Below are 26,381 nucleotides of genomic sequence, written 5' to 3'. Positions count from 1 at the left end.
CGATATCAAACTACTCGCCAAAGAACTCGTTGATCTTCTGCTCGTCGACGCCAAAGAACCACGTCAGGACAAAGCCGGCGGCATAGGCAAGCAGCATAGCGGCAACGTAGCCGAGCTGCTGGCCAGGAACGACGATCAGCAGGCCAAACAGACCGGAAACGCCCTGAGAAACCGTGCCGATGTGAAGCAGCGCCGCGAGCGCGCCACCAAATCCGGCACCCAGGCAGGCCGTCACAAACGGGCGAACGAGCGGCAGCGTAACAGCATACATCAGAGGCTCGCCCACACCCAGGATTCCAACGGGAATGGACTCGGCGACGTACTTCTTGAGTTTGGCGTTCTTGGTCTTAAAGTACAGCGCCAGACCGGCACCGACCTGGCCGCCGCCAGCCATCATAAGGATGGGCAGCAGGTAATTGATACCCTTGGTAGCGCCGTCGGGATCGTTGAGCATAGCGTGGATCGGCGTGAGCGCCTGATGCAGGCCGACGGACACCAGCGGCAAGAAGCCTGCCGACAGGATATAGCCGCCCAGGACGCCCAGCTTCTCGAAGATAAAGGTCAAAACGCTAAAGATGGCAGTCGTCAGCCATGCGCCAACCGGCTGGATGACGAGCATCAGAGCAAAGGCGCCGATGATGAGCACCAGCAACGGGGACAGGAACGTGTCGAGTGCGTTGGGCATAACCTTGCGAATCTGACGCTCCATCCAGGCAAAAAATGCACCAGCGATGAGGGCCGCGATCATGCCGCCCGCTGCGGGGTTGTACTGCGCATTGGTAAGCGGCAGCAGAATGGCAGTGGCAGGATCAGCCGCGCCAGGCGCAAGCAGGGGCATGGCACTGTTGGCGATACACATCATGCCGGCGATGCCGCCCAGCGCAGCGGAGCCACCAAACTCACGTGCCGCGTTATAGCCCACCAAGATGGGCAGATAGGCAAACAGGGCCCAGCCCATGGAACGAATGCCCTGGTACCACCACTCGCCTGCAAGCGCGCCTGCCGTCGAGACGTTAATGACGTTGCAGATACCGTTGATGAGGCCAGCCGCAATGATGCCGGGAAGCAGGGCGACGAAGACATTGGAAATCTTCTTGAGGAAGGCCTGAACCGGCTTGGACTCGTACTTGGCCTTCTGCGCGGCCTTGTTTGTGGCCGCAGCGTCAACCACGCTCTCGTCAGCAACGCCTTTCGCAAGGCCGGTGAGCTTGGAGAACTCCTCGAGCACCTTATTCACCTTGCCCGGACCCAGCACGATCTGCATCGTGTCGTCCTCGACCAGGCCCATCACGCCGTCGAGTGCCTTAATGCCCTCCGTGTCGACGTTGCCCGTGTCTTTGACGGTCACGCGCAGGCGCGTCATGCACGCCGCGTTTGCGAGCACGTTGTCTTTACCGCCCAAAAGGTCTAGCAGCTTTTGGGCCAGCTCTTTGTTCGTCATAACTCCTCCTTGTATTGGGTATCTCGTTTGGATGTCATATCAGCTCACGCCGCGCACCTATTGGGCATCGGCATTGTTCTTCTCATGGCCACTCACCGCAGCACGAACATGGCCGCGCGCCCGCTCAAGAGCTACCGCAGCCTGCTCGGCATCGCAGTCCAGCAGTACCGAGACAATAGCGGTTTTTACGTGGCCGTCGGCATCTGCAAGCGCCTGAACAGCGCGCTCGCGCGTGCAGCCGGTCGCCTCCATCACGATGTTCTGGCCGCGCACCACCAACTTCTCGTTCGTCTGCTGCACATCGACCATCAGGTTTTGGTATACCTTACCGATCTTGACCATGGCACCGGTCGAAATCATGTTGAGGATGAGCTTTTGAACCGTTCCCGCCTTGAGCCTCGTTGAGCCGGTCAGCACCTCGGGACCGGGCACGGGCTCAATGGCAAGATCTGCGCTCTCCCCGATCTTCGACCCTTGGTTGCAGGCAATTGCAATGGTCTTGCACCCAGTTGCCTTGGCGTACACAAGGCCACCCACCACATAAGGAGTACGACCGCTTGCCGCCAAGCCAACGACACAATCCTTGTCCGAGAGTCCACGCTCTCGCAGGTCGTTCGCGCCAAGCTCCTCGCTGTCTTCGGCACCTTCGACAGCCTTGATAAACGCCGTCTCGCCTCCGGCAATGAGCCCGACAATCAGATCGGGTGACACGCCAAACGTGGGCGGACACTCCGAAGCGTCGAGTACGCCCAGACGACCGCTGGTGCCTGCGCCCATGTAAAAGACGCGCCCACCGCGCTCGAGTGCCTCAGCAGCCCAGTCGATTGCTGTGGCAACCTGGGGCAGCACTTTTGTGACCGACTGGACGGCACGAAGATCCTCATCGTTCATCGTCGTGACGATTTGCAGCGATGTCATCGTATCGAGGTCCATTGACCTTTGATTACGCTGTTCGGTCGTGAATTTTGTTAAATCGAGCATTTCATTCACCTCATCTTTCCTGTTTCTCGATGTAGTTTTGCTTAATGACATGCGTCGCCCGTTCGTAGTCGCTGGCAACGTAAGCAGCGTACAGGGCATCGACAACCATAAGCTGGGCCATACGCGAAGCCATGGCACCGCTGCGGACCAAGGGCTCACTCGCAGCGACGCCGAGCACGGCATCGGCCATGGTGGCAAGCTTGGATGATCCATCTACTTTGGTCACGGCCACAACGGGACAGTTGTGGCGTTGGGCCTCGGCGGTGCAGTCCAGCACCTCTTGCGTCAAGCCCGAGTAGCTAAAGGCGATTGCCATATCGCCCTCATGCATGTTCTTGGCACACAAGAGCTGATCATGCCAGTCGTCGTACAGATGGCACTCCTTGTCGACACGCATGAGCTTTTGCGCCAGATCGTGCGCGACCAAACGAGAGGCACCGATACCGAACAGATTGACCGCACGTGCCCGCTTAAGATAGGCCGCACATCGCTCCAAGACGGTGTAATCGAGCGTTCGCGCCGTCGCTTCGATCGTGCGCACGTTGCTTTTCATCACCTTCCCCACGATACGTTCGACGCTGTCATCCATGGAGATGTCCTCGAGGGCAACGTCTTTCTTGTCACCCAAGAGCGCCAGCTCGGCAATCAGTTCGCGCTGGAACTCCTTGTAGCCCGCAAAACCCAAGCGCTTGCAAAAGCGCAAAATGCTCGAGGGCGAGGAGAACGTGACATCGGCAAGACCGCGGACGGACAGCCCGACCACCTCGTGCGGATGAGCGCTTACATATGCGATGACATTGCGTTCCGCCGGGCTCGCGCTGAGCTCACGCTCGCGAAGCCGCAAAAGCAATCCGTTTGCCATCTCAAACACCTCCGTTGAGAAGAATTAAAGACCAACGAACGATTCGTACCGGATACAAACAGCTTTTACGGTACATTGTGCCGCATCGTGGCGCACAAAGGGCGAGCGTTCTACCGCTCGCCCCTCAAATCCGACCGCTCGGAAATACGCGCGACACAAAATGATTCAACGAGGTCGCATTATCGGTAACAGGGCTGTTACCGATACCGCCTCGCGTGGGCGCCAATCGGACGTGCCGCAAACCCCTACCCCGACTCGCGCATCCAGCGATCGAACGTCCCCACGCACACGCCCAGGCGCTTTGCCGCCTGGCTGCGGGTAATATCGCCTGCCTCATAGCTATCGCGCACCAGCTCAAACTGAGGAGGGCACGGCTTGCGAGGTCGACCGAAACGGACCCCTCGCGCCCGCGCCGCTGCAATTCCCTCCGCCTGGCGCCGATGGATATTCTCGCGCTCCACCTGCGCCACGTAGCTCAGCAGTTGCAGCACTATATCGGCAATCAGGGTGTTGGTCACATCCGGCGCGCCGCTGGCCCTGGCGCGCGTGTCAAGCAATGGCATGTCCAACACCACAATGGCAACTCCGAGCTCCTTGGTAATGCGTCGCCATTCCTCAAGAATCTCGGAGTAATTACGACCAAGTCGGTCGATAGAAAGCACCACCAGCACGTCCCCGTCTCCCAGGACGTGCAGCAGCTCGCGATAACGCGGTCGATCGAAGTCCTTGCCGCTCGCATGGTCGGCATAAATATTCGCCGAGCCCACGCCATAGGCGCCCAGCGCATCCAGCTGCCGATTAAGATTCTGATCGCGCGAACTCACCCGCGCATAACCGTACACCGTCGCCATCTCATCCCCGCTTTCTTGTAAACCTGCCAAAAAGGGACAGGTTTATTTTGGTAGGTTTTACCTCTCAAATAGCAGGTAAGCGGGCGGCCGAGCAGAGGGCAAGGTGGCCACGATTCAAATGCGGAGGGCGGCCCCGAAAGACCGCCCTCCGCTCTCCCGCCACGAGTCGGGATTTAGCTAATGGATAAGCTTAAAGTCCAAGTGCCCGCGCGTGGTATTGACGCGCGAGACCTCGATGATCACACGCTGCCCCAGCTCGTAACGGGTGCCCGTGTCGGCACCTGTGAGCGTGAGCGCGTCCTCGTCGAACTCGAACCACTCGTTGCCCAGGCTCTTGATGGAAACCAAGCCTTCGACCTGCGTCAGGTCCAAGCGCACAAAGAGCCCCATGCTGCTGACCCACGAGACCGTTCCGGCATAGCGCTCGCCCAGGCGATCCTCGTAGTACTGGGCAATTTTGATTTTTTGCGTCGCATGGCTGGCGGCGTCGGCCGCGCGCTCGGCATCGCTGCACGCACGGCAAATTTGCGGCAGAATGCGCGGAAGCGACCCCCGGCCTTTTCCGATTAGCCTGGGCGTACGCACTAAGGCGTCTTTTCCACCCAGCTGTTCGTATGCCAACTGCAGTTTGAGCACGCGGTGCACCACCAGATCGGGGTAGCGACGGATGGGACTCGTAAAGTGACAGTAGCACGGCGCGGCGAGCGCAAAGTGGCCCTCGTTACGCGGTTTGTACAGCGCACGCTGCATGCTGCGCAGAAGCAGCGTGTTGACGAGCGGTGCGTTGGCCGTACCGGCGGCAGCATCAACTGCAGCCTGTAGCTCATCGGGACTCCCCAGGGCAATACCGGCAGCACGGCGATCGTCGATGATGCCTAGCTGCGCCAGCGCAACGGCGGCACCGTGCAGGCTATCGGGGCTCGGATCCTCATGCACGCGATAGCAGGCCTCGATATCACGGTCTGCCAGCCACTCTGCAACGCACTCGTTGGCGAGCAGCATGGCTTCCTCGATAAGCGACGTAGCACACGAACGCTCACGCGCGACAATCTGCACGGGTACTCCGTCCTCATCCAATAGAGCGCGGATCTCGGCCGTGTCAAAATCGACTGAGCCGCGGGCGCGACGAATGCGACGGCGAAGTTCGGCGAGTTCGTTGGCGGCGACAAGGAAATCGCCGAGGTCGACGTTGTAGCCGCGGGCGGCCTCCTCGCACGCAAGACCGCGCTCAAGCGCTTCCTCGCGCGAGGTCTCGGCAGCCGCAACATCCTCGGCCGCACCCTCCAGCACCGAATACTCAACCGCGCCGGCACGCACCAGCAGCGCCTCGGCGCCGTCATAATCCATGCGCACACACGAGCGAATCACGCTGGGGTACGGATCGTAATGGCGAACGTGGCCCTGCGCATCGAGCTCAATGTCAACGGTAAACGCCAGACGGTCCTCGTCAGGGCGAAGCGAGCACAGGTCACAGGACAGGCGTTCGGGCAGCATGGGAAGCACGCGATCGGCCAGATACACCGATGTCGTACGATGGCGAGCCTCAAGATCGATATGCCCGTTCCAAGCCACATAGTGAGAAACGTCAGCGATATGCACACCCAGTTTGTAGCCGCCCCCGGGTGTGCGCTCCAGCGAAATGGCATCGTCAAAGTCACGCGCGTCGACCGGGTCGATCGTGATGACAAAGCGGTCGCGCAGGTCGCGGCGAAGCGGATCTTTAAGCGCCGCGGTCACATCGAGCGAAAGTCCCTCGGCCTCGTCCAGCGCGGCCTCGGGATAGCTATCGGTATAGCCGTAACGCGCCATCACATATTGAACGCCCAAATCGGGCGCGTCATCTCCGCCAATGCGGCGCTCGATCGTCACGGTGCCCGATTCCAGGCGCGTCGGGTAGGTCAAAATGCGCGCGACAACGGCATCACCCGGGTGGACGCCCAGACAATCCGCCGAGGTATCCTCGGGCAGAATGAAGAAGTCGGCCTTCAGACGCGAATCGAGCGGCTCGATCACACCAAGCGGACCGGCGGTCTGGTACGTGCCCACCACGCTTATGGCTGCGCGCTCAACCACGCCTTCGATCACGGCGCGCCGTTCACCGTGTGGGCTGTTCTTAATGCTCACGGCAACGGTATCTCCATCCATGATCTCGCGCTTACCGCGACCCATGACCTTGTAGTCGCCGTTTTCGGTTACAACGTAGGCGCTATGCTCATGGAGCTGCACGCGTCCGGTCAGGCTCGGACGGCGTTCGCTGCGCACCGGCCCGCGCTTATTGCGAGCTCCACGCTTATGCTTATTATTGCGCCCCATGGCGCCTCCTAACTATCGATGGTCGTTTACACCCCAAGAGTCTACCCAAATGGTCCTTAGGGGGCGGAGGAAAACGGATCACATAGATAGACCAGCGCCACGATGATCCGCAATCCTGCCGTTCCCTAGGGATCAAAAAACGGGCCGCCCCATAAGAGACGACCCGTTGGAAGGGGTGAATTCCAGGCATGCCTACACGCGCAGGTAGCGGCGCATGGCGATGGCAGAACCAAAGAGACCGATAATCACGCCGACCAGAATCAGCGCAGCATAGGTCACCAGGTAGTACTGCATCGGCAGGGCAAACGACATCCAGCCGATGCTCTCCTGCAGACGCGGAATCATCAGATTACGCAGCAGCTCCAGAACACCGATGGAAAGCAGCGAGCCCAAAATGGCCTGCAGTACGCCCTCGGTGATAAACGGGCCACGAATGAAGCCGTTGCTGGCGCCGACCAGACGCATAATCGCAATCTCACGACGACGCGCCGTGATGGACAGGCGAATCGTGTTGTTGATGAAGATGAATGCGATAAAGGTCAGAAGGCCAACGAGCACCACGGCGGCGATGCGGATGTAGTTGGTCACCTGGAACAGGCGGCTCACTTCCTCCTGGCCGTACAGCACGCTCGCGTTGACGTCGCCGTCATCCGCGATCTTCTGGAAATCGGCATTCTTCTTGAGCTTCTTGGCCGTGCTTTCGACCTGAGACGGATCGTCCATCTCAATCGCGAACGAGGCCGGAAGCGGGTTCTGGCCGTCGAGCGCACTCATGGTGGCATCGGCGTTGCCCGACATCTTGCTCGTATACTCGGCCAGCGCGTCGTCCTTATCCTTATAGGTCACGGACTTGACGTTACTCCACGTCTTGAGCTCGGCCTCAAAGGCCTGGACGTCCGCCTGGTCGGCATCATCGCTGATGAATGCGTTGATAACAACCTGATCCTCGACGGTGCCGATCACGGAGTTCAGCATCGCGGAGCCCATAATGAACAGACCGATGATAAACAGCGAAAGGAAGATCGTGATGACGGCGCCGAGCGAGGTAGTCCAGTTACGGAAGAAGTGGCTGATTGCCTCTTTGAAGGAGTAGCCCACGTTAGTTGGTGCCATAGTTGCCGTAACCTCCCCTCTCCTGGTCGCGGATAACGTGGCCGCCCTCGAGGGCGATCACGCGACGGTGCATGCTATCGACCATCTCGCGGTCGTGCGTGGCGACGATCACGGTGGTGCCGGTGCGGTTAATACGCTCGAGCAGCTTCATGATGCCCAACGAGATCGCCGGGTCGAGGTTACCCGTGGGCTCGTCGCAGATCAGCAGCGGCGGACGGTTGACCATAGCGCGGGCGACGGCAACGCGCTGCTGCTCGCCACCGGAAAGCTGGTCGGGCAGCGAGTCCATCTGATCGGCCAGACCGACCAGGCGCAGCACCTCGGGCACCTGGCTGCGAATGACGCCCTTGGGCTTGCCGATGCACTGCAGGGCAAACGCCACGTTTTCGTAGGCGGTCTTTTGCGGCAGAAGCTTAAAGTCCTGGAACACGGCGCCAATCTGGCGGCGCAGGAACGGAACCTTGCGGTTCTTGATCTTCATGAGATCCTGACCGGCAACCAGGATGCGGCCACTCGTCGGCTTGACGTCGCGGTTGAGCGTCGATAGCAGCGTGGTCTTACCCGAGCCGGAGTGACCGACCAGGAAGACGAACTCGCCCGGATAGATCTCGATGTTGATATCGTCGAGCGCGGGCTTGTTGGGCTGTGCCGGATAGATCTTGGTGACATGCTCCATAAGGATGACGGGCTCGACACCGGCCTGCTTGGCCATCTTCTTGCGGCTGGCCTGCGGATCGATGGGCGCAAACACCGACGTAAAATCGGGATTGTTGAGCGCGTTATCGAGGCTTGCGACCTCGGCTGCCTGATCGCTCTTGACCACCGGGGCAGCAGGCTGCGTGGGGTCGGGAATAGCGGCAAAGAGGCCGGACTGCGCAGGCTGAGGAACCGGCGTCGCAGGGGCCATGGGGTCGGGAATGCCGGCCATGGTAGGCTGCGGCGTGGCGGCGCCAGCCTGAGGCTGCTCCACGCGAGCGGTCACGGCCTGAACGGGCTCAAAACCCGCCGTGCCGGAAAGCGCGACATCGCTGGTGGGATTGTAGGCAAAGGGATCGGATGCCGGCTGTGCCTGATCTGCCGGCTGAGCGGGGGCCTGAGCAACAGGCTGGCCCTCTGAATCCGGAGTGGCGAAACGACTGCCCTGGACGCCTGTCTGCGTCTTGGGGGCATCATCGCCCGCACCGGAGGTACGGAAGTGGTTACCCACTGGTGCTCCTTATCGTCGTGCGTTTAAACTACATGAGCGCTTTGTATTTTAGCAGCATTAGCTTTGCTGCACATAAGAAGCATGGCGGGGTTTGGTCTCACCGGCCGCGCGCAGGGTTACCTCCCAAATCGTCCTCGGACATGTCGGAGCCCCCGCTGCGCACTACGTGCGGCGGGGGCTCCTCCGTCCTGCGGAAAGATTTGGGAGGTAACCCTGCGCGCGGCCTGCGGCTACTAAGGGGCCGCCGCGTTTATCTTACGGTGCTGCATATACAAAGTTGGAAGGGCCTGAATTGCACTTTGCTGGTCTGGGCCCGTTTCCCGGAGAAAGCCCTTGCTTGGTGCGGGCCTAATTTGTTTGTTGCCGACAAAAAACAGGGGCGTCCTCTTTGAGGACGCCCCTGCTATGGATTGCATACGGTTGCTGAAGCGATACTTTGCCTCGTCTTGTCCTAGGCCAAGAACTCCTTGGTGGTCGCCACGATGTTGGCGGCGTCCAGGCCGTACTTGTGCAGGAGCTCTGCACCCGGGCCGGACTCGCCAAAGGTGTCGTTGACGCCGATCTTCTTGAGCGGCGTCGGGCACTGCTCGCACAGGACATCGGCAACGGCGCTGCCCAGACCACCGATCACGGAGTGCTCCTCGACGGTCACGACGTGGCCGGTCTTGGTAGCGCTCTTGACGACCAGGTCGGCATCGATGGGCTTGATGGTGTGCATGTTGATGACCTCGGCGTCGATGCCCTCGGCAGCGAGCTGCTCGGCGGCCTCGAGGGCCTCGCCGACCATCAGACCACAGGCAATGATGGTAACGTCGGCGCCCTCGCGCATAACGATGCCCTTGCCCAACTCGAACTTATAGTTCTCGGGGTCGTTGATAACCGGCGAGGCCAGACGGGCAAAGCGCATGTACACAGGGCCGTCGCACTCGTAGGCGGCGCGCGTCACGGCGCGGGCCTCGACGTCGTCGGCGGGAACGATAACGGTCATGCCAGGGATAACGCGCATGAGGGCGATATCCTCGCAGCACTGGTGCGTGGCGCCGTCCTCGCCCACCGAGATACCGGCATGCGTGGCGCCAATCTTAACGTTGAGATGCGGATAGCCGATGGAGTTGCGGACCTGCTCAAAGGCGCGGCCGGCGGCGAACATGGCAAAGGTGCTCGCAAAGGCAACGCGGCCGGTGGTCGCGATACCGGCGGCAACACCCATCAGGTTGCTCTCGGCGATACCCACATCGAAGAAACGATCGGGGCAGGCGGCCTTAAACTTGCCGGTCTGCGTGGCGGCGGCCAGGTCGGCGTCGAGGACCACAAAGTCGTCGTGCTCGTTGGCGAGCTCGACGAGGGCCTCGCCGTAGCTTACGCGCGTGGCGATTTTCTTGACGTCTGCCATCCTAGAGCTCCTCTCCGGCGGCCGTGAGCTCTGCCATGGCCTGCTCAAACTGTTCATCGTTGGGGGCCTTGCCGTGCCAACCCACCTGGTTCTCCATAAAGGAAACGCCCTTGCCCTTCATGGTCTCGGCGATAATGGCGGTCGGCTGGCCCTTGGTGGCGCGGGCCTCGGCAAAGGCGGCGCGGATCTGATCGAAATCGTTGCCGTCGGCAAGCTCCACCACGTGGAACTTAAAGGCGCGGAACTTGTCTGCCAGCGGCATGGGGTCGTTGACCTCCTCGACGGGACCATCGATTTGCAGGCCGTTGTGGTCAACGATCACGCAAAGGTTATCGAGCTGCTGGTTGCCGGCAAACATGGCGGCCTCCCAGACCTGGCCTTCCTCGCTCTCGCCATCACCCAGCAGGGCGTAGGTGCGATAGTCATCGCCCCAGTGCTTGGCGGCAACCGCCATGCCCACGGCGGCGGAGATGCCCTGGCCCAGCGAGCCGGTGGACATATCGACGCCCGGGGTGTCGTTCATGTTGGGGTGGCCCTGCAGGTGGCTACCGATATGGCGCAGCGTCTCGAGATCCTCCTTGGGGAAGAACCCACGCTCGGCGAGCACGGCGTACAGACCCGGAGCACAGTGGCCCTTGGAGAGCACAAAGCGATCGCGGTCGGCCTTGTGGGGATCAGCCGGGTCGACGTTCATTTCCTCAAAGTACAGATAGGTCATGATGTCGGCAGCGCCGAGCGAACCGCCCGGATGGCCGGACTTGGCAGCGTGCACGCCGGTGACGATGCCCTTCCTTACCTCGTTGGCAACCTTTTTGAGCTCTTCGTCGCTCATTGTGCCTTCCTTTCATCCTCATTAGACAAAATGCGCACGGCACAGAAGGTAATCCCAACACAGCCGCAATGCACGTACGTCATTCATTATGCTGGAAACTGATGGCTTTACCAGACTTTTTATCATTATTTGAGCAATTTAGCAGGCAGACCCGCTGATGAAACGGTTTATCAATGTGAACGTCTTTTGGATGGGGCGCAGCCTGCCCTACGCGTTAATGTCCTTGAATCCCTCGCCAAAGGTTTCCGTAACATCGGCAACCGTCACAATGGCGTGAGGATCGCGCTCGCGCACGATTGTCTTGAGGGTGTTGAGCTCTCGACGGCTCACGATGACCATAATCACCGGCTTCTCGGCGCCCGAATACATACCGGTCGCCTTTAACTTGGTGCAGCCGCGGCCCAGGCCATACATGATGTCGGCCGCGATATCGGGGAAGTTGTCCGAGATGATGAGCACCATACGACGCTTGTTGCCGCCATCGACCACAGCATCGATCACGTAGCCGCTGATCACCATCGAAAGACCTGCATACAGCGCGTTTTCGAGCGAGAAGACCGGGGCCGACAGCGCGCACACGGCAACATCGATCGCCATGACGGTGGAGCCCACCGGTAGCGACGTATTGCGCGAGATGATCTGGCCGATCGTGTCGGAGCCGCCGGTGTTGGCACCGGCGCGCAGCACCATGCCGTAGCCGATGCCCGTGATAATGCCGCCCCACATAGCGGGCAGCATCAGATCGGCATGTGCCAACGGCGCCACAAACGGAGCGAACAGGTCGGTGAAAAAGCCCAGCAGCACAAAGCCCGTCGCGGTCTGCACCACATAGAACATGCCGCCCTCGCGCATAACGACCAGCAGCAGCAAGGCATTCATCACGATGGTCTGGATACCGACGGGAAGCGATATGCCATGCGAGGCGCCGACCGCCTGGATAATGGTGGCAAGGCCCGTAACGCCACCGGCAGCAAGGCCGTTGGGAATCAAAAACAGGTCGGTCGCAATAGCGGCCAGAGCGCACCCCAACATAATCTGGGGCAGATCGCGAAAGAAGTTCATCGAAAGAATGCGCTTGATGTCCAGACGATATGCCATGCTGCCTCCCTCAAAAAAGCGCACCCAAACGGATGCGCTTTGAGCTTCTTCTTGTATTCGATTTTACCGATTCGCCGACCAAATACCACCCCCGCTCAGGGTCCGTATTGGCCACATCTGCCCAAAGCCAACCCTATGGGTTTAGACAGACGGGGCCTCCGCATCGGCGTTGCCAGTTGCCCAGCGATGGTAGCCGATCACAAACGGATCCAGATCGCCATCGTCGAGAACGGCCTCGACGTTGCTGGTCTCCACACCCGAGCGCAGGTCCTTGACCATCTGATACGGGTAAAGCACGTAGCTGCGAATCTGGTTACCAAAACCGATCGTGGTCTTGGGTCCACGAATCTCGTCGAGCGCCTCGGCGCGCTTCTCGAGCTCGATCTCGTACAGACGGGCCTTGAGAATCTGCATGCACGCGGCCTTGTTTTGAATCTGGCTGCGCTCGTTTTGGCAAGTGACAACGATGCCGCTGGGAAAATGCGTCACGCGTACGGCGGAGTCGGTGGTGTTGACGCCCTGTCCGCCCGGGCCGCTCGCGTGATACACGTCCACGCGGATATCGTCGGGACTGATCTCGATGTCGATATCGTCAGGCAGCACGGGGATGACCTCGACGCCGGCAAACGTGGTCTGGCGGCGCTTCTTGTCGTCGGTGGGGCTAATGCGCACCAGACGGTGGACGCCGGCCTCGGCGCGCAGCATGCCAAAAGCATCCTTGCCTTCGACGGTAAAGGTCGCGCGATCAATGCCGATGACCTCGGCTGCGGGGCAGTCGTTAATGGTGACCTTCCAGCCGCGACGCTGGCAGTACTTCATGTACATCTTGAAGAGCATGAAGGTCCAGTCCTGGGCCTCCAAGCCACCCTGTCCAGGTTTGATGGTCACAATCGCGTCGCCATGATCGAACTCACCGGTAAACCAACTCGCAAGCTCAAGCTCGTCGATGGCGCGGGACAGGCGCTCCGCCGTGACGGCGGCCTCTTCACGCAGCGCAGCAGCATCGGGGTCGTCGCCCATCTCCTCGGCAAGCTCCAGCGCCGCGCGGGCGTCAGATAGCTCGCCGCGCGCGGTATCCACGGCAGCGATATCTTCCTTGGCGCGAGCGATCTCCTCCATGGTGGCGCGAGCGGCGTCGGCGTCATCCCAAAAGCCGGGGGCCACGCTTTTGGCCTCGAGCTCGGTCACGCGCGTGCGCTTCTCGTCCAAATGAAGATACGACTCGACCTCGCCGAGCCGGTCCGCAAACGCGTCCAGCTCGGCGGGCGTTACCTCTAAAGCCTCGGCCATTAACGATTCCTGCCGTGGCAGTACTTGAACTTCTTACCGCTACCGCAAGGGCACAGGTCGTTGCGGCCCACGTTGACATAAGGGTCATCGCTCTCGGACTTGCGGTAGGTCGTCACCTTGCCACCGTTGTTAACGGCAGCCGGTCCGCCTTGGACAGCCGTGCGGGCCTGCACCTGCGCCTGCTTGCGCAGCACCGAGTCGCCGTTGTCACCATCGACATCGGCGGGGCCGGAGAAGTGTGCACCCTCGAGCGCGGGGTCCTCCTTGTGCTCCACGGCGTGCGGGGCGGCCTTGATCTCGATGCGCAGGACGGTGCGCAGGTAATCCTCGTACATGGTGTCGACGAGCATCTGGAAGGCACCATAAGCCTCGGTCTTGTACTCGACCAGCGGGTCGCGCTGACCAAAACCGCGCAGTCCGATACCGGTCTTGAGGTAGTCCATCTCCTGCAGGTAGTTCATCCAGCGGGTATCGATGACGCGCAGCATGACCTGGGTGTTGAGCTCGCGCATGAGGTCCTCACCCAGGCGCTCGGCCTTCATGTTGTAGCACTTCTCGACGTAGGCCAGAACATCGGCAGCCAGGGCCTCGAAGTCCTCATCGGGGAACTTGGGCGTATCGATATGCCCGGTCAGCTCGACGACCCACTTGCGCAGGCCCTCCAGGTCGCGCTCGCCATCGTGACTGTCCTTGGTGCAGAACTCCTGCACGCAGCGGTACACGGTATCGTGCATGACCTCGGTGATGTGGTCGGTCAGATCCTTGCCGTCCAGAATCTTGTTGCGCTCGGCGTAGATGACCTGGCGCTGCTTGTTCATGACGTCATCGTACTCGAGGACGCTCTTACGCATGGAGAAGTTGATGCTCTCGACCTTGTGCTGGGCGCTCTCGACAGCCTTGGAGATGATCTTGTGCTGGATGGGCATATCGTCGCCCATGTCGGCCGTGACCATCATCTTGGAGACGCGGTCCATCTTGTCGCCACCGAACAGGCGCATCAGATCGTCCTCGAGCGACAGGTAGAACTGGGTCTCGCCCGGATCGCCCTGACGGCCGGAACGGCCGCGCAGCTGATTGTCGATACGGCGGGATTCATGACGCTCGGTGCCGATGACGGTCAGGCCGCCGGCGGCAAGAACGCGCTCACGCTCGGCCTTGCAAGTCTCCTTGGCCTCGGCGTTAAACTGCTCGAGCTGCTCGGGCGTTACGTCCTCCATGGTCAGACCCTCGTACTCCAGGCGCTCACGCACCAGCTCGTCGGGGTTACCGCCCAGCAAGATGTCGGTACCGCGGCCGGCCATGTTGGTAGCGATGGTCACGGCGCCATAGCGACCAGCCTGGGCAACGATATGGGCCTCGCGCTCGTGGTGCTTGGCGTTGAGGACCTCGTGCGCGATACCGCGCTTCGTGAGGGCGGCGGACAGCTTCTCGGAGCTCTCGATGGAGACGGTACCCACCAGGACCGGCTGGCCCTTAGCGTGGCGCCGCTCAACGTCGTCGGCAACGGCGTTGTACTTAGCCTGAATGGTGCGGTAGACCAGGTCCTCGTGGTCCACGCGCTGCACGGGCTTGTTGGAGGGGATGACCTCGACGGGCAGCTTGTAGATCTCGCGGAACTCGGCGTCCTCGGTGAGTGCCGTACCGGTCATACCGGAGAGCTTGTCATACAGGCGGAAGTAGTTCTGCAGGGTGATGGTCGCCAGCGTCTGGTTCTCCTCGCGCACGAGCACGCCCTCTTTGGCCTCGATGGCCTGGTGCAGGCCCTCCGAATAGCGGCGGCCTTCCATGATGCGGCCGGTGAACTCATCGACAATCTTGACCTCGCCGTTGGTGACCACGTACTGCTTATCGCGGTGGAACATGTACTGGGCCTTCAGCGCTTGCTGCAGGTGGTTGACCAGCTGGCCGGAGAGATCGGCATAGATGTCATCGATACCCAGGCGGCGCTCGATTTTCTTAAGGCCGCGCTCGGTGGCGGCGATGGTGTGCTTAGCCTCGTCCATGACGTAGTCGCCCGTGGGTTCAACGTCCTCGGTGGCGGTAAGCATGTCGTGCGACACGTCCTCGCCGCGCTCAAGGCCACGCACGGCACGCGCGAAGTCCTTGTAGGTGCTGGCGGACTTAGTGCCGGCGCCCGAGATAATGAGCGGCGTCCTGGCCTCATCGATCAGGATGGAGTCGACCTCGTCGACGATGGCGTAGTTGTGACCGCGCTGCACGCGCTGCTCGGGACGGGTGACCATGTTGTCGCGCAGGTAGTCAAAGCCAAACTCAGAGTTGGTGCCGTAGGTGACGTCGGCCTGGTAGGCCGGGCGCTTAAGCTCGAGCGGCATGTTGTTCTGGAGCAGACCGACGGTCATGCCCAGGTACTTATAGATGCGGCCCATCCACTCGGAGTCGCGCTTGGCAAGGTAATCATTGACAGTAACGACGTGCACGCCCTTGCCGGCAATAGCGTTGAGATAGCCAGCCAACGTGGAGACGAGGGTCTTACCTTCGCCGGTCTTCATCTCGGCGATGTGGCCCTCGTGCAGTGCCATGGCGCCAATAAGCTGCACGTCAAAGTGGCGCATACCCATGGTGCGCTTGGAAGCCTCACGCACGGTGGCAAAGGCCTCGGGGAGCATGTCGTCGAGCGACTCGCCGTTGGCGTAACGCTCGCGGAACTTATCGGTCTGGCCGCGGAGTTCCTCCTCGGTCATCTTCTCAAACTGGGGCTCAAGACCGTTGATCTGGTCGACGATCTTGTAGTAGCGCTTCAGGTCCTTATCGGATCCAAAGGACAGCAGCTTTGACATGAATCCCATGTGGTTTTCCTTTTTGGCCATCGCCCACGCCGTGCAGCTGCGGGCGAGTTAAACACAGATGATTGTACTTTAGCCAAACAAGGCGCGGCCTATACGGTCGACCTCGACCGCCACGTAATAACTACGACCAACCTGCCACAATGGGACAGGGTAATTTTGGCAGATTTTATCTGGGCAAACGCCGCCTCCCCGCCATGTGGTGCCATGGGGACAGGTTAGTTTGCACCAATTAAAAAGAAAAGGGCCGCGCACCCAAATGGATGCACGGCCCTCATGCCATGAATGCGAGTGATTTCGCGGCGAGCTATTTACTCAGCAGCCTCGGTGGTCTCGGCCTCGGCAGCGGCCTCCTCGACGGGAGCCTCTGCGGGAGCCTCGGCGGCCTGCTTGGCAGCCTCCTCGGCAAACTTAGCGGCACGCTTAGCCTTCTCGGCAGCCTTAGCCTCAGCGGCGGCCTTGCGAGCGGCCTCGGCCTCAGCAGCCTTGGCGGCCTTGGCAGCCTTGGCCTCCTCGGCCTTCTTGAGCTGGGCGGCAGCGGCGCCACCGAACTTGTCGGCGAAGCGCTGGACGCGTCCACCGGTGTCGACGAACTTCTGCTGGCCGGTGTAGAACGGGTGGCACTCGTTGCAAAGCTCGACCTTCATCTCGGACACGGTAGCGTGCGTCTTGAAGGTGTTGCCGCAGGAGCACGTCACCGTGCACTCGACATACTGGGGATGGATACCCTGCTTCATGGTAGGACTCCTTATTGATCAGGCGCTGGTTACCGATCAGCGCATAAGGCGTCTTGGTTTCCGACCAAGACAACAAACTCGGCTATGATACCACGGCGCCGCGCGTCCCACAAAAGGTTCACGGTCTTTTCGGCACAACGCGAGGAAAAATGACCCACGGATTACCGACAAATGGTCCCATGAATTACCTTCAAAACGACCCACGCACTGGTAGAACGTTGCAAATTTCAACGTTCTGGAATCGTGGGTGCTGACGGTTTGCCATTGCGAGAGGCATGGCGGCTCGACCATCAGGATAATCTCGGCGAGAAAATCGACGAGGACAGAGGGACGGCAGTATTGGAGCTATCGAAACGAATGGCAAGGACGAGATTATGGAGATGCCCGCCGAGGTCGACTTCTCCGACAGCGTTCCGAACCCCTACATCGGGAAGGTGCGCCGCCGCGTCACTATGAACATCGACGGCTAGAACATCGACTACTTCAAGGCGGAGTCCGCCCGTACAGTGGTGCCGTATCAAGTCATCATCAGCATGTACCTGGCCGAGTGCCGCGGGCGGAGGAAGCGTCTGACGTTCGCGAACTGCAGTGGTGAGCATTCCCGCTTGGGCAGTAAAAGGAAGAGGGGGCTGGCAAGGCCAGTCCCCTCTTCTCTCATGACACTCGATTTGCATTTACGGCACGACGAAAGCCGGGCCGCTGGTTACCTTGTCAAATTCGAGCACCGACGTTCCGGTGTTCAAATAAAGGCTTCCTTGGTTTCCGTCTGCGGAGGCGTAAGCCAGGTGGACAAATCCGTAATCATCTCCTGATTGGTCGGCCAACATGAAGATGTTCGGATCGCCGGTTGTCTCAAATGAACCGTCGGTCACATTTCCATTGCTGTCGACGATTTGCCACCTGTTTTCGTCTTCCCCAAGGAAGGAGAGCTGGGTTAAGCCGGTCTCGTGGTCTCGGTACACTCCGTCTAGGCGGAACCCTTCGGAAATGCCATGTTTCAAGGTGTTCGCATCTTTTATGGATACGGCAGAGACTGCGATTGCGGCTATCGCGACCAATAACGCCAGCGCAATGGGTATTTTGGCGGAGCCGGTCTTCATGTCAGCCTACTTTGCGCTTGCCGAGAGCCATGCTGTAGAACGTGTTGGTGGCCATCTTTGCGTAGACCCTGCGTACCCCGTTCGTCGTCTCATAGACGACGTAGGGTTGAATCTTGTGGGTCACGTTCGCCGTCGCCTTGTAGAAGCCCGATCCGGAAATGTTGACCGCGTACCCCGTCACGCTGAGGGAGCGATTTGCCTTCGGGATGGAAACGCTCACGCTGCCAACTCCTCCGGGAAGGGATACCGACACACCGACCGATCCGCCGCCGGAAGGTGATACGAAGATAGAGCCACCTCCCGATATCTGCACGCCGCCCGCCGGCTGTCCGGCGACGTCATGCCATCCAGTGCTCTTGTTTACCACGCTGCCGTATACCGTGTCGTAGGTCGGACGTCCCCCGGCTCGTGCGTCGCCATCGTACCCGGCGAGGGCTTGCTCGATGATTTGCGCAGCTTCTTCCTCCGCGCGTTCGCGGAGCATCGCGTCAAACTGGTTTTCAGTGAGGTCGGGGCGAACGAAGTAGTCGATTCGATTCTGATCAAGTGTTTGAAATTCCGCCGCTAACACCCCTTTTGGCATCAGTAGGGAGATTCCTCCAACCGCCGCTGCGGCGATAGCGGCTCGCCTGGTGATCCCGGTTTCGACGATTTTCTTCATTGTGTCCTCCTAACGGACGTCTTGGATAGAAAACATCTCCTTTCTCAAAATTGCCCCTGATAACGTGATGATTCCTCGCTCGTTCATATTGCCGTTGGCTTGGGTTGCGCGCGTATTGAATGCGTCGACAAAGCCCTGCATGCCCTGTTTCATAAAGAAGGGCCCGTAGATGGGTGAATTGAACGCAATGGGGACGGAAAAGGCTGCAGCGAGAACGAGCGTACAAATCCATACGGCCTTGTCTCTTAGGATTAGTTTGAGAAGAAGTCGACAGTACATTTAGAAGCACCTACGTTCCTCAAAGAATTGTTAGATTAAAAGTAACAGACCGGATGAAGATACGTGCGACGGGGGCGAGGCGAATGGCTGAGCTGTATCGATATGCGGGTTCAACGGTATCACATTGGCCACATAGATTTTTAACTTGCATTTCTACCCGCCCTTTTCGTAGAGTCGCCGATACGTGCTTAGCGCACCCTCGGCGCGTCCGGCAGGCTTTGCGAAATGGGATCCAGGAGACTTCGGCGCAGCATCATCTTGCGGAATGCTTCTAATGAGCCTCCCATCCTTCAAAAACAGAATCTCATCGCACAGCCTATCGACCGAATCCAAGATGTGGGATGACATGATGATGCACGTACCAGAATCGGCCAGCTTCCTGAGAATCTCGGAATGCAAGTCCACCCTGCTGGGGTCGAGCGCGTTCATGGGCTCATCTAATAGAAGGTACCGCGCGCCCGTCGCATACGCAATCGCCAGGGTAAGCTGCTGCTTCATGCCCTGGCTCAGAGTGCGGATCCTCATCTTCGCGAACTCGCCTATCTGCGTTTGTTCCACTATCTCTTCGATATCGCGAGCATGCGGCCACATATCGCAAACCATCTTGAGGTGATCTTCCGCACGCAATCCGGGATACAGCAGCGTCCCCTCACCAGGTGCATAGAAGATCATAGAACGGACCTCTCTCGCACCCGTACCCTGCACCTCATCCAGAACGATGCTCCCGTCCACGCGAGGACCCGGCAAACCTGCCATCGCACGCAGCAACGTCGTCTTTCCATACCCGTTCGGAGCGACGAGACCGTAGACCGTACCCGGGGCAAACTCAGCGTTCACCGAATCTACGAGCACCTTCTTTCCATAAGAGATCGTCAGCGTTTGAAGGTCAATCATCGAGATCATCCCCTTTCGATCTTTGGAACACTCAAGCGCACCATCAACGGAGATACGGCGCCCAAGACCACCAGCAGAGCGCCCGATGCGCCGACGACCTCTCCAAAAGGCATCGCGTTCGTCCCTCGCCCAAGGAACCCAATCGTCCCCACCTGGGAAGCGGGATCAAACGAGGCGAATGGAGCCAGCAGCGCGACGCCCATGCCCACGCTTTCAACATGAGCGCTCAACGAACCCAACACCAAGAGAACCGCGCAAACCATTCCGGTGACAACGGGGTTGCGGCTAATCGCTGCTGTCAACGCAGCGACGACGGAAATCACGCCGTATGCCATGACCAGCAACGGAATACTGCACAACACCGCCTCCCCCACCATGGACGTTGTCGAAGCTCCCGCCCGAATGAGAGCGACGGGATACTCCGATCCACCCGCACCGTTCTTAATCACGGACACAACGACAGCGGGAACCATCGACACCAAAAGCAGCACCAAGCCAAGCAGGAGAGCCAGCGCAACAGCCGTCAGAAAACGCACATGCGCTGTTGCGGGGATCTGGAGAACCAGAAGGGAACGACACTGCAGGTGGGTGCACGCGAGCGATGTGACAACCACGGGCAACAGCAAAAATAAGGAGGGAAGCGCTGCCTGGAGATACGAAAGGAGGATTAATGGGGGCATCTTCGTACTTAACTCGTAAACCTTGGGGTCCGGCAAGCTCGCGATCGACTCAAGCAGAAGGGCGCGCGCCTCCGCACGAGAAGGAGTCTCCGGCTCGATTCCGATCGATTGCAGGAGAGTCGCATCTGCCGCGCCCAGCTCACCTCGAGCGCGCTCGTACGTCGCAAGGCTTCGAAACCCCTCCGCAGGCATAGGCGCGTACACGAAACCCGAAAGAGCATCCCGCATGTCTTCCAGGGCCGCTTTGCCCTCGACGTCCATATTCGCAGCGTTCTGCTCTAGATACCGATCTATTGAACGGAGCTCCCCATCCCTATACCGAACAGCGGAAACGTTATCAGCGTCAGGAAACATCTCGACCAGAGCCGGGGCCAGCATCGTCGTCGACATTGCAATCGCGCATACGGCGAGGGTAGGAGAACGCAGGAGCAGTTTCCCCATCGTTCTTACGTATGCAACGGCGGAGGCACAAGCGCTCGAACGAGTTGCCGTTCTCGATGCAGTGAAGGAACCTCTCTCAAGACAAATCGGGGATATCGGGCACGCGCAGCCGCTCTTTCCAGCAACGCAAAGCAGGCTAATTGCCAGCACCTCGATCCCGATTGCGCATACGAGGGCAATCGCGCCACGCTCGAAGCAAAGTCCAGGCAGATTCACTATCTGCGTTGTCGGGTACGGGCTATAGGCGCCGACGGTCAACTCAGTGTTCGCATACGTAAGGGGATTCAACAGGGCGAACTCACGTAAAGCGATGGATCTTCCGTAATACCCGGGAACCATCGTCACCCCCATCAGGGCACATACGAACACGATTCCAAGCGTAGGGTTATTGGCAATCTTCACGGCAAGGTGAACGACAAGCGAGATGAACGCTGCCACCAAGAATTGCAAGATGGCCGTCTGCGCGAACACCAGCCAAGCCGGTTTGATAACCGGAGTCGCATATTGAATGTAGCCTATCGGATAGAACGGCGAGCCCGGGCCATTCTTCACAAGCGCGGCGATTATCCCTGGAAGATTGATGGCGAGGACGGCAAGCATTGCAAAAACACTCGCCCATACGCTCGATGCAACAAGTCTACCCAGCTCGCCCATCGGTGCCTGGATGATGAGCTTTTCACGTTTGTTAAGACGCGCGGCAAGGAACGAGACGGCAACGGCCGTTGCGACCCATAGCAAGTACTCCTTCGATCCGTCATAATAGGTGTACTCTCCATCCGATATCTGCAGAAACGGAAGTAGGGGAGAGAGCGGTGCCAAGATAAGACGTCCCGCGGCAAGAGGGTACAGAAGCGCGGGCATGCTTGATGAAGAGGTATAGACACCGTCCTCCCCCGCATTCACAAGCGCATCCGCATAGGATGCTGACAATTCCTGCTCAACACGGGTTATTCCCGACTCGAGGTATTCGACCCGTCCGTCGATGCCAGCCGCGCTCCTGAAGACGGGCAGAGCACAAAGAACCATCAACGCAACAACGACAACACAGAGCGACCTGGAGGAGAGAAGCGACCTAAAGATCGCCTTCGAGATTTTGAGCATATTCATCGCCAACCTTAACCTCATCCAGTCGGAACAGAGGGGCCGAACAAAATGCTCGGCCCTTCCTCGCATCTAGTAGGTGCTATAGACAAATTGCCATTTATCAGTTGTGCCAAGAACACCACAGGAGCACATTGCAGCGAGGCGGGATTCCCTATGATGCGCGGATCGGCGATAGCCATTTCGGTAGGAGATCGTCTTGTAAGAGATGTTGAACATCGAGATGCTGTGCCCGCTTACGCCGCGAGGACAGCTGTAGCTCCAGTAGGTATCGACGACGTCGTCCGTATACCCGAGGGGCTCAACGAGGGCACACTGGCTGCTCTCCTGGGAAGGAGGCATCGGGGTATCCGCAAAAGCGGGGGCTCCCGGCAGCAACAGACAAAGAGCGAGGCCGAGGAAAACCAAGAGCTAACACGACTTAACAGTACTGAACATAATCCTCTCCAATCTAGAGGGGTTTCGGTTGCAGCATGCTGTGATTACTTGCCGGCAAAGTCAATTTAACATAAACTATTAAAAAGTAACCTGAGTTTTTTAAATTCTTCGGAGGTTATTATGAGTTCCGACAATCGCACTCCCCGGCTTCATTCCTTCCGCATCGCATGTGCGATAGCCTCTGCGACCCTTTGCGCCACCGCCATCGCACAAGTGGCGTTCTCCTTAAAGCCAGCAATCGAAGTGCTCGACAACCCTGTAATTGCAGACTCCCCCGCGTATCCAGCCCTTGCGATCTCGACATTGGTCCCTGCCGTCATCGGTATCGCTACGACCATCCTCAGCGCCGTTCTCGTGTGGACGATCAAGAGCGGAGACCCCTTCAAGAAAGGGTCTGCGACATGCTTGAAGGTGCTCGGCATTCTCTTCGTTGTTCAAGCTGCCACCAGCCTCTACGCCGGCTCACTCAAAACCTCCGTTTCGATGTTTGGCGGCGAGGGGGCCGTCGGCGCCCAAGAGATCGCTTCATCATTCGATTGGACCTCTCTGGTTCTCGGCATCGTCCTGTTCATGCTTTCCCAGCTCTTCTTGTACGCCCGAGAGCTGTACCTCGACTCCGACGAGATTGCGTAAGGAAACGCCATGCCCGTAATTGTTCGCCTCGACAAGATCATGGCCGAGCGAAAGATTTCCTCGAACGAACTTGCCGAAAGGATTGGAACCACGCCCGTGAACCTGTCCCGTATTAAAAAAGGGCATATTCGCGGCATTCGCTTCAACACACTCGAGCAGCTATGCCTCGCCCTTCGTTGCCAACCCGGAGACCTTCTCGAAGTCATGAGCGAAGAGGATGCCCGAAAGGAGTTTGGACTCGATTGGTCCGCCGAGGATTAGAGGGCGGTCGTACTCGCCCTGCACACGGGGATGCGAATCGGCGAGGTCTGCGGCCTTCGGTGGTGCGATGTGGATTTCGAGACGGGCCTGATCTCGATCAGACACTCGGTGGCGTACGCGAAGGGAATGGGTTCGTTCATCAAGGACACCAAGACCCATGACGCCAGGGGTATCCCCATCGACCCGGTCGGCCTACTCCCCTTCCTGAAGGAGACCCACGAGATCGACTGCGGAAAGCTGCGCTTGCGCGGCCTTACCGGGGCGGTCGAGATCGGGAACTGCTACATCCTGTCGGAGCCGGGCGCGGCCTTCGCGACGGCGAGCTATATCCGCAGGGCGTTCAAGACGTTCTCGGAGACCAACGGCCTCATGGGCACCAACGACGAGCTGATCACGTTCCACGGCCTGCGCCACACGTTCGCCACGCAGTGGATCCGCCAGGGCGGCGATATCAAGGCGCTCCAATCGATCCTCGGGCACAAGGACGCCATGGCGACGCTCAACGTCTACGCCGACATCGAGCCAATCTCCAAAATCCATAACATGCTGCGTGTCTCGCCGTGCCTCTGGCGCGGGTACCTCGGGCCGAGGGTCGATCCGGGACCCATGTTCCAGCAGAGAATCCAGGAGTCCATCGAGACGCTCCAGGCGTTCGGCTACGGCGTCACCGAGCCGGACGACCGAAATATCGTCATACGCGACGTGAAGACGATCAGTCGGCTCTACCCCACCGAGTACGCCGCGGTGCTGGGCCCATCCCAACTGAGGTCACGGTGGTCCGATAGGGGCGCCGCCCGCGGCATGCGCCGCGGAGCGGTATCCCCCACCGAATAGTGGGGGATGCCCCCCGTTTTCAGTTTGGAATCAGCGGTCGGAGGCGTTCGGCTGACTGCGGGAACGGCCTATCCGCTCGATGTGTTCGGCTGAGTTCGGAAATCAACCCAACACGAGCTGGACGCGCGCCAGACGGCTCTTCCCCATGCGGCCTGCCCCCTCACGCTCATGTTGCAGACGTGTAACGCCGCTGTAAGCGCACCCCTTTTGGCGCCAGACAGGTACAATGATGAACACTGTACCGTAGCGGAGCGCCCCGCGCGCGCCGCAACCACGCGAAAGGGTTTCCCATGGCCGAGATCTCGTCCTCCCGCATCGTCATCACCGTCCTTGGCAAGAACCGCCCCGGCATCGTCGCCGGCGTCACCCGCGTTCTGGGCGAGGCCAACGTCGACATCCGCGACATTACGCAGTCCATTATCGAGGACATCTTCACCATGACCATGCTGGCCGACACCGCCGAGTCCAAGCTCGACTTTGCCGAGCTGCAGAAGGCCCTGGCCGAGGCCGGCGAGCTTTCGGGCGTCAATGTGTCTATCCAGCGCGAGGACGTCTTTAACTTTATGTACCGCCTGTAGCGAACAAGCCGCTGGGGATAGCCTGACGCGCGCATGCCCATGCAAGTCACCCCGATGCGGCCCGGAGAGGAGCGCGCATGGCCTACGACGCCAAGAAAATCTATTACCGCTTCGATGACCACTTGAGCCGCCTGGTTCTGGATTACGAAGCAAGCCGCCAGATTTCGCCTGAGAGCGAAAACCTCTACCACGGCCTGCCGACCGACCCTTATGACGAGGGCCTGTTTGTCGAGCACAATGTCAAGCGCGGCCTGCGCAATGCCGACGGCTCGGGCGTGGTCGCGGGCCTCACTCGTATCTCGGATGTGCACGGCTACAACAAGGTCGACGGAAAGGTCGTGCCCGATCAGGGCAAGCTCACGCTTCGCGGCTACAGCATCGAGGATCTGGTCAACAATGCCCAGGCCGAGAATCGCTATGGCTACGAAGAAGTCGCCTATCTGCTTATCACGGGCTCGCTGCCCAACAAAGAGGAGCTCGACGGTTTTTGCGAGCGCTTGGGCGCCTTTAGGCATCTGAGCGACGAATACGTCAAAGAGTTCCCCATGACCACGGTGTCGTCGAGCATCATGAACGTGCTCCAGCGCGCCGTGCTGCTGCTCTACGCCTTCGATGCCGAGCCCGACGTGATTACGCCCGAGCATGAGATCGACGTGGCTATTTCCATGCTTGCACGTCTCCCGCGCATCGCCGCCTTCGCACACATGGCCTCGATTGCCAAGCTTCGCGGCTCCGAGGTTCACGTGCCGCACCCCACGCCCGGCCTCTCCACCGCCGAGACCATCCTACAGGTGCTCCGCGGCGGTATGGCGTTCACCCGCGATGAGGCCATGCTGCTCGACGTGATGCTCATGCTGCATGCAGAGCACGGCGGCGGCAACAACTCCACGTTTGCCTGCCGCGTGCTGTCCTCCTCGGCCACTGACCCGTATTCCGCCTACGCCGCGGCTATCGGCTCGCTCAAGGGCCCGCGCCACGGCGGTGCCAATGCCAAGGTCGTGTCTATGCACGAGGACATCCGCGCGCATGTCTCCAACTGGGAGGACGAGGACGAGGTCGCGGCCTACCTGGGCAAGATCCTCGACAAGCAGGCCTTCGACGGCACGGGCCTCGTCTACGGCATGGGCCACGCCGTCTATACGCTCAGCGACCCGCGCGCCGAGGTATGCCGCCGTTACGCGCGCGCACTTGCCGCCAAGAAGGACTTGGGCGAAGAGTTCGCACTCATCGAGCGCATCGAGCGCCTGGCACCCCAGGTCATGCGCGACCACGGTATGACCAAGCCCATCTGCGCCAACATCGACCTGTACACGGGCTTTATCTACAAGATGCTCGGCGTGCCCGAGACGCTCTTTACGCCGCTATTCGCCGTCGCCCGCATGGCCGGCTGGTCGGCGCACCGCATGGAAGAGCTCTTCTGCGCGCATCGCATCATCCGCCCGGCATACCGTCCGGTGATCGAGCCGCTGAAGTACAAGCCGCTCGCCGACCGCTAGGACGCGGACCGTTATAGAACCCGAGCGTGGCCAGGGCATCACCGCCCTCGGCCACGCTTTTTA

22 protein-coding genes are annotated in these 26,381 nt (G+C 59.8%); 5 read left to right on the top strand and 17 right to left on the bottom strand.

The genetic code is table 11. The features are described 5' to 3' along the window. Nucleotides 1-10: 10 nt before the first annotated feature. The 17 genes from DXC90_RS01165 to DXC90_RS01075 all read right to left on the bottom strand — a co-directional run bounded on the left by DXC90_RS01165 (nt 11) and on the right by DXC90_RS01075 (nt 22,084). Nucleotides 11-1,441, bottom strand: a complete 1,431-nt coding sequence (locus DXC90_RS01165; protein ID WP_035137407.1) for a PTS transporter subunit EIIC — start codon at nt 1,439-1,441, stop codon at nt 11-13. A gap of 57 nt (nt 1,442-1,498) precedes the next feature. Continuing rightward, nucleotides 1,499-2,422 carry an N-acetylmuramic acid 6-phosphate etherase gene (gene murQ, locus DXC90_RS01160; RefSeq protein ID WP_117734386.1) on the bottom strand — a complete coding sequence of 308 codons (924 nt, stop codon included), beginning with the start codon at nt 2,420-2,422 and terminating at the stop codon, nt 1,499-1,501. Between the two features lie 10 nt (nt 2,423-2,432). Further along, complete coding sequence (locus DXC90_RS01155) at nt 2,433-3,284, bottom strand: MurR/RpiR family transcriptional regulator (protein ID WP_117734385.1); 852 nt, start codon at nt 3,282-3,284, stop codon at nt 2,433-2,435. Nucleotides 3,285-3,529: 245 nt separating this feature from the next. Beyond that, nucleotides 3,530-4,135: a recombinase family protein gene (locus DXC90_RS01150; RefSeq protein WP_117734384.1), complete on the bottom strand. Its 606-nt coding sequence runs from the start codon at nt 4,133-4,135 to the stop codon at nt 3,530-3,532. A gap of 177 nt (nt 4,136-4,312) precedes the next feature. Next, nucleotides 4,313-6,448 (bottom strand): ribonuclease R family protein, encoded by a 2,136-nt coding sequence (locus tag DXC90_RS01145; protein WP_117734383.1) that lies wholly within the window; start codon nt 6,446-6,448, stop codon nt 4,313-4,315. A 192-nt stretch (nt 6,449-6,640) separates the two neighbouring features. Then, nucleotides 6,641-7,561: a permease-like cell division protein FtsX gene (gene ftsX / locus DXC90_RS01140; RefSeq protein WP_117734382.1), complete on the bottom strand. Its 921-nt coding sequence runs from the start codon at nt 7,559-7,561 to the stop codon at nt 6,641-6,643. Then, entirely contained in the window at nt 7,548-8,768 is a 1,221-nt protein-coding gene (gene ftsE, locus DXC90_RS01135) for a cell division ATP-binding protein FtsE (protein WP_117734381.1), read from the bottom strand. The genes ftsX and ftsE overlap by 14 nt, the downstream gene beginning before the upstream one ends. A gap of 451 nt (nt 8,769-9,219) precedes the next feature. After that, a complete protein-coding gene (locus tag DXC90_RS01130; RefSeq protein ID WP_117734380.1) occupies nt 9,220-10,161 on the bottom strand; it encodes a transketolase family protein in 942 nt (313 codons plus the stop codon). Nucleotide 10,162: 1 nt separating this feature from the next. Then, nucleotides 10,163-10,993: a transketolase gene (locus DXC90_RS01125; RefSeq protein ID WP_117734379.1), complete on the bottom strand. Its 831-nt coding sequence runs from the start codon at nt 10,991-10,993 to the stop codon at nt 10,163-10,165. A gap of 207 nt (nt 10,994-11,200) precedes the next feature. Beyond that, nucleotides 11,201-12,091, bottom strand: a complete 891-nt coding sequence (locus tag DXC90_RS01120; RefSeq protein ID WP_117734378.1) for a YitT family protein — start codon at nt 12,089-12,091, stop codon at nt 11,201-11,203. Between the two features lie 141 nt (nt 12,092-12,232). Further along, nucleotides 12,233-13,381 carry a peptide chain release factor 2 gene (gene prfB / locus DXC90_RS01115; RefSeq protein WP_117734377.1) on the bottom strand — a complete coding sequence of 383 codons (1,149 nt, stop codon included), beginning with the start codon at nt 13,379-13,381 and terminating at the stop codon, nt 12,233-12,235. Further along, a complete protein-coding gene (secA, locus tag DXC90_RS01110) occupies nt 13,381-16,188 on the bottom strand; it encodes a preprotein translocase subunit SecA (RefSeq protein WP_117734376.1) in 2,808 nt (935 codons plus the stop codon). The genes prfB and secA overlap by 1 nt, the downstream gene beginning before the upstream one ends. A gap of 308 nt (nt 16,189-16,496) precedes the next feature. Continuing rightward, the gene (rpmE, locus tag DXC90_RS01105; protein WP_006235303.1) at nt 16,497-16,922 is read right to left on the bottom strand and encodes a 50S ribosomal protein L31; all 426 of its coding nucleotides are present in this window, start codon (nt 16,920-16,922) and stop codon (nt 16,497-16,499) included. Between the two features lie 674 nt (nt 16,923-17,596). Continuing rightward, complete coding sequence (locus DXC90_RS01095; RefSeq protein WP_117734375.1) at nt 17,597-18,022, bottom strand: hypothetical protein; 426 nt, start codon at nt 18,020-18,022, stop codon at nt 17,597-17,599. 1 nt (nt 18,023) lies between these two features. Then, nucleotides 18,024-18,683 (bottom strand): hypothetical protein, encoded by a 660-nt coding sequence (locus DXC90_RS01090; protein WP_117734374.1) that lies wholly within the window; start codon nt 18,681-18,683, stop codon nt 18,024-18,026. Nucleotides 18,684-19,115: 432 nt separating this feature from the next. Further along, complete coding sequence (locus DXC90_RS01080; protein ID WP_158550190.1) at nt 19,116-19,856, bottom strand: ATP-binding cassette domain-containing protein; 741 nt, start codon at nt 19,854-19,856, stop codon at nt 19,116-19,118. Nucleotides 19,857-19,861: 5 nt separating this feature from the next. After that, nucleotides 19,862-22,084: a hypothetical protein gene (locus DXC90_RS01075; RefSeq protein WP_117734371.1), complete on the bottom strand. Its 2,223-nt coding sequence runs from the start codon at nt 22,082-22,084 to the stop codon at nt 19,862-19,864. A 552-nt stretch (nt 22,085-22,636) separates the two neighbouring features. On the opposite strand from DXC90_RS01075, the gene DXC90_RS01070 reads away from it, so the two are divergent. The 5 genes from DXC90_RS01070 to DXC90_RS01050 all read left to right on the top strand — a co-directional run bounded on the left by DXC90_RS01070 (nt 22,637) and on the right by DXC90_RS01050 (nt 26,318). Next, nucleotides 22,637-23,149: a DUF2975 domain-containing protein gene (locus DXC90_RS01070; protein WP_006235293.1), complete on the top strand. Its 513-nt coding sequence runs from the start codon at nt 22,637-22,639 to the stop codon at nt 23,147-23,149. A 9-nt stretch (nt 23,150-23,158) separates the two neighbouring features. After that, nucleotides 23,159-23,410 (top strand): helix-turn-helix transcriptional regulator, encoded by a 252-nt coding sequence (locus tag DXC90_RS01065; protein WP_006235292.1) that lies wholly within the window; start codon nt 23,159-23,161, stop codon nt 23,408-23,410. Between the two features lie 18 nt (nt 23,411-23,428). Then, on the top strand, nt 23,429-24,244 hold the full coding sequence (locus DXC90_RS01060) for a site-specific integrase (RefSeq protein WP_255413359.1): 816 nt from the start codon (nt 23,429-23,431) through the stop codon (nt 24,242-24,244). Between the two features lie 290 nt (nt 24,245-24,534). Beyond that, nucleotides 24,535-24,822 carry an ACT domain-containing protein gene (locus DXC90_RS01055; RefSeq protein WP_006235289.1) on the top strand — a complete coding sequence of 96 codons (288 nt, stop codon included), beginning with the start codon at nt 24,535-24,537 and terminating at the stop codon, nt 24,820-24,822. Nucleotides 24,823-24,899: 77 nt separating this feature from the next. After that, complete coding sequence (locus tag DXC90_RS01050) at nt 24,900-26,318, top strand: citrate synthase (protein ID WP_117734369.1); 1,419 nt, start codon at nt 24,900-24,902, stop codon at nt 26,316-26,318. Nucleotides 26,319-26,381: the final 63 nt, after the last annotated feature.

Source organism: Collinsella sp. TF09-1AT (genome assembly GCF_003436895.1).
Classification (GTDB): domain Bacteria; phylum Actinomycetota; class Coriobacteriia; order Coriobacteriales; family Coriobacteriaceae; genus Collinsella.
This window is presented reverse-complemented; position numbering and strand designations above follow the sequence as displayed.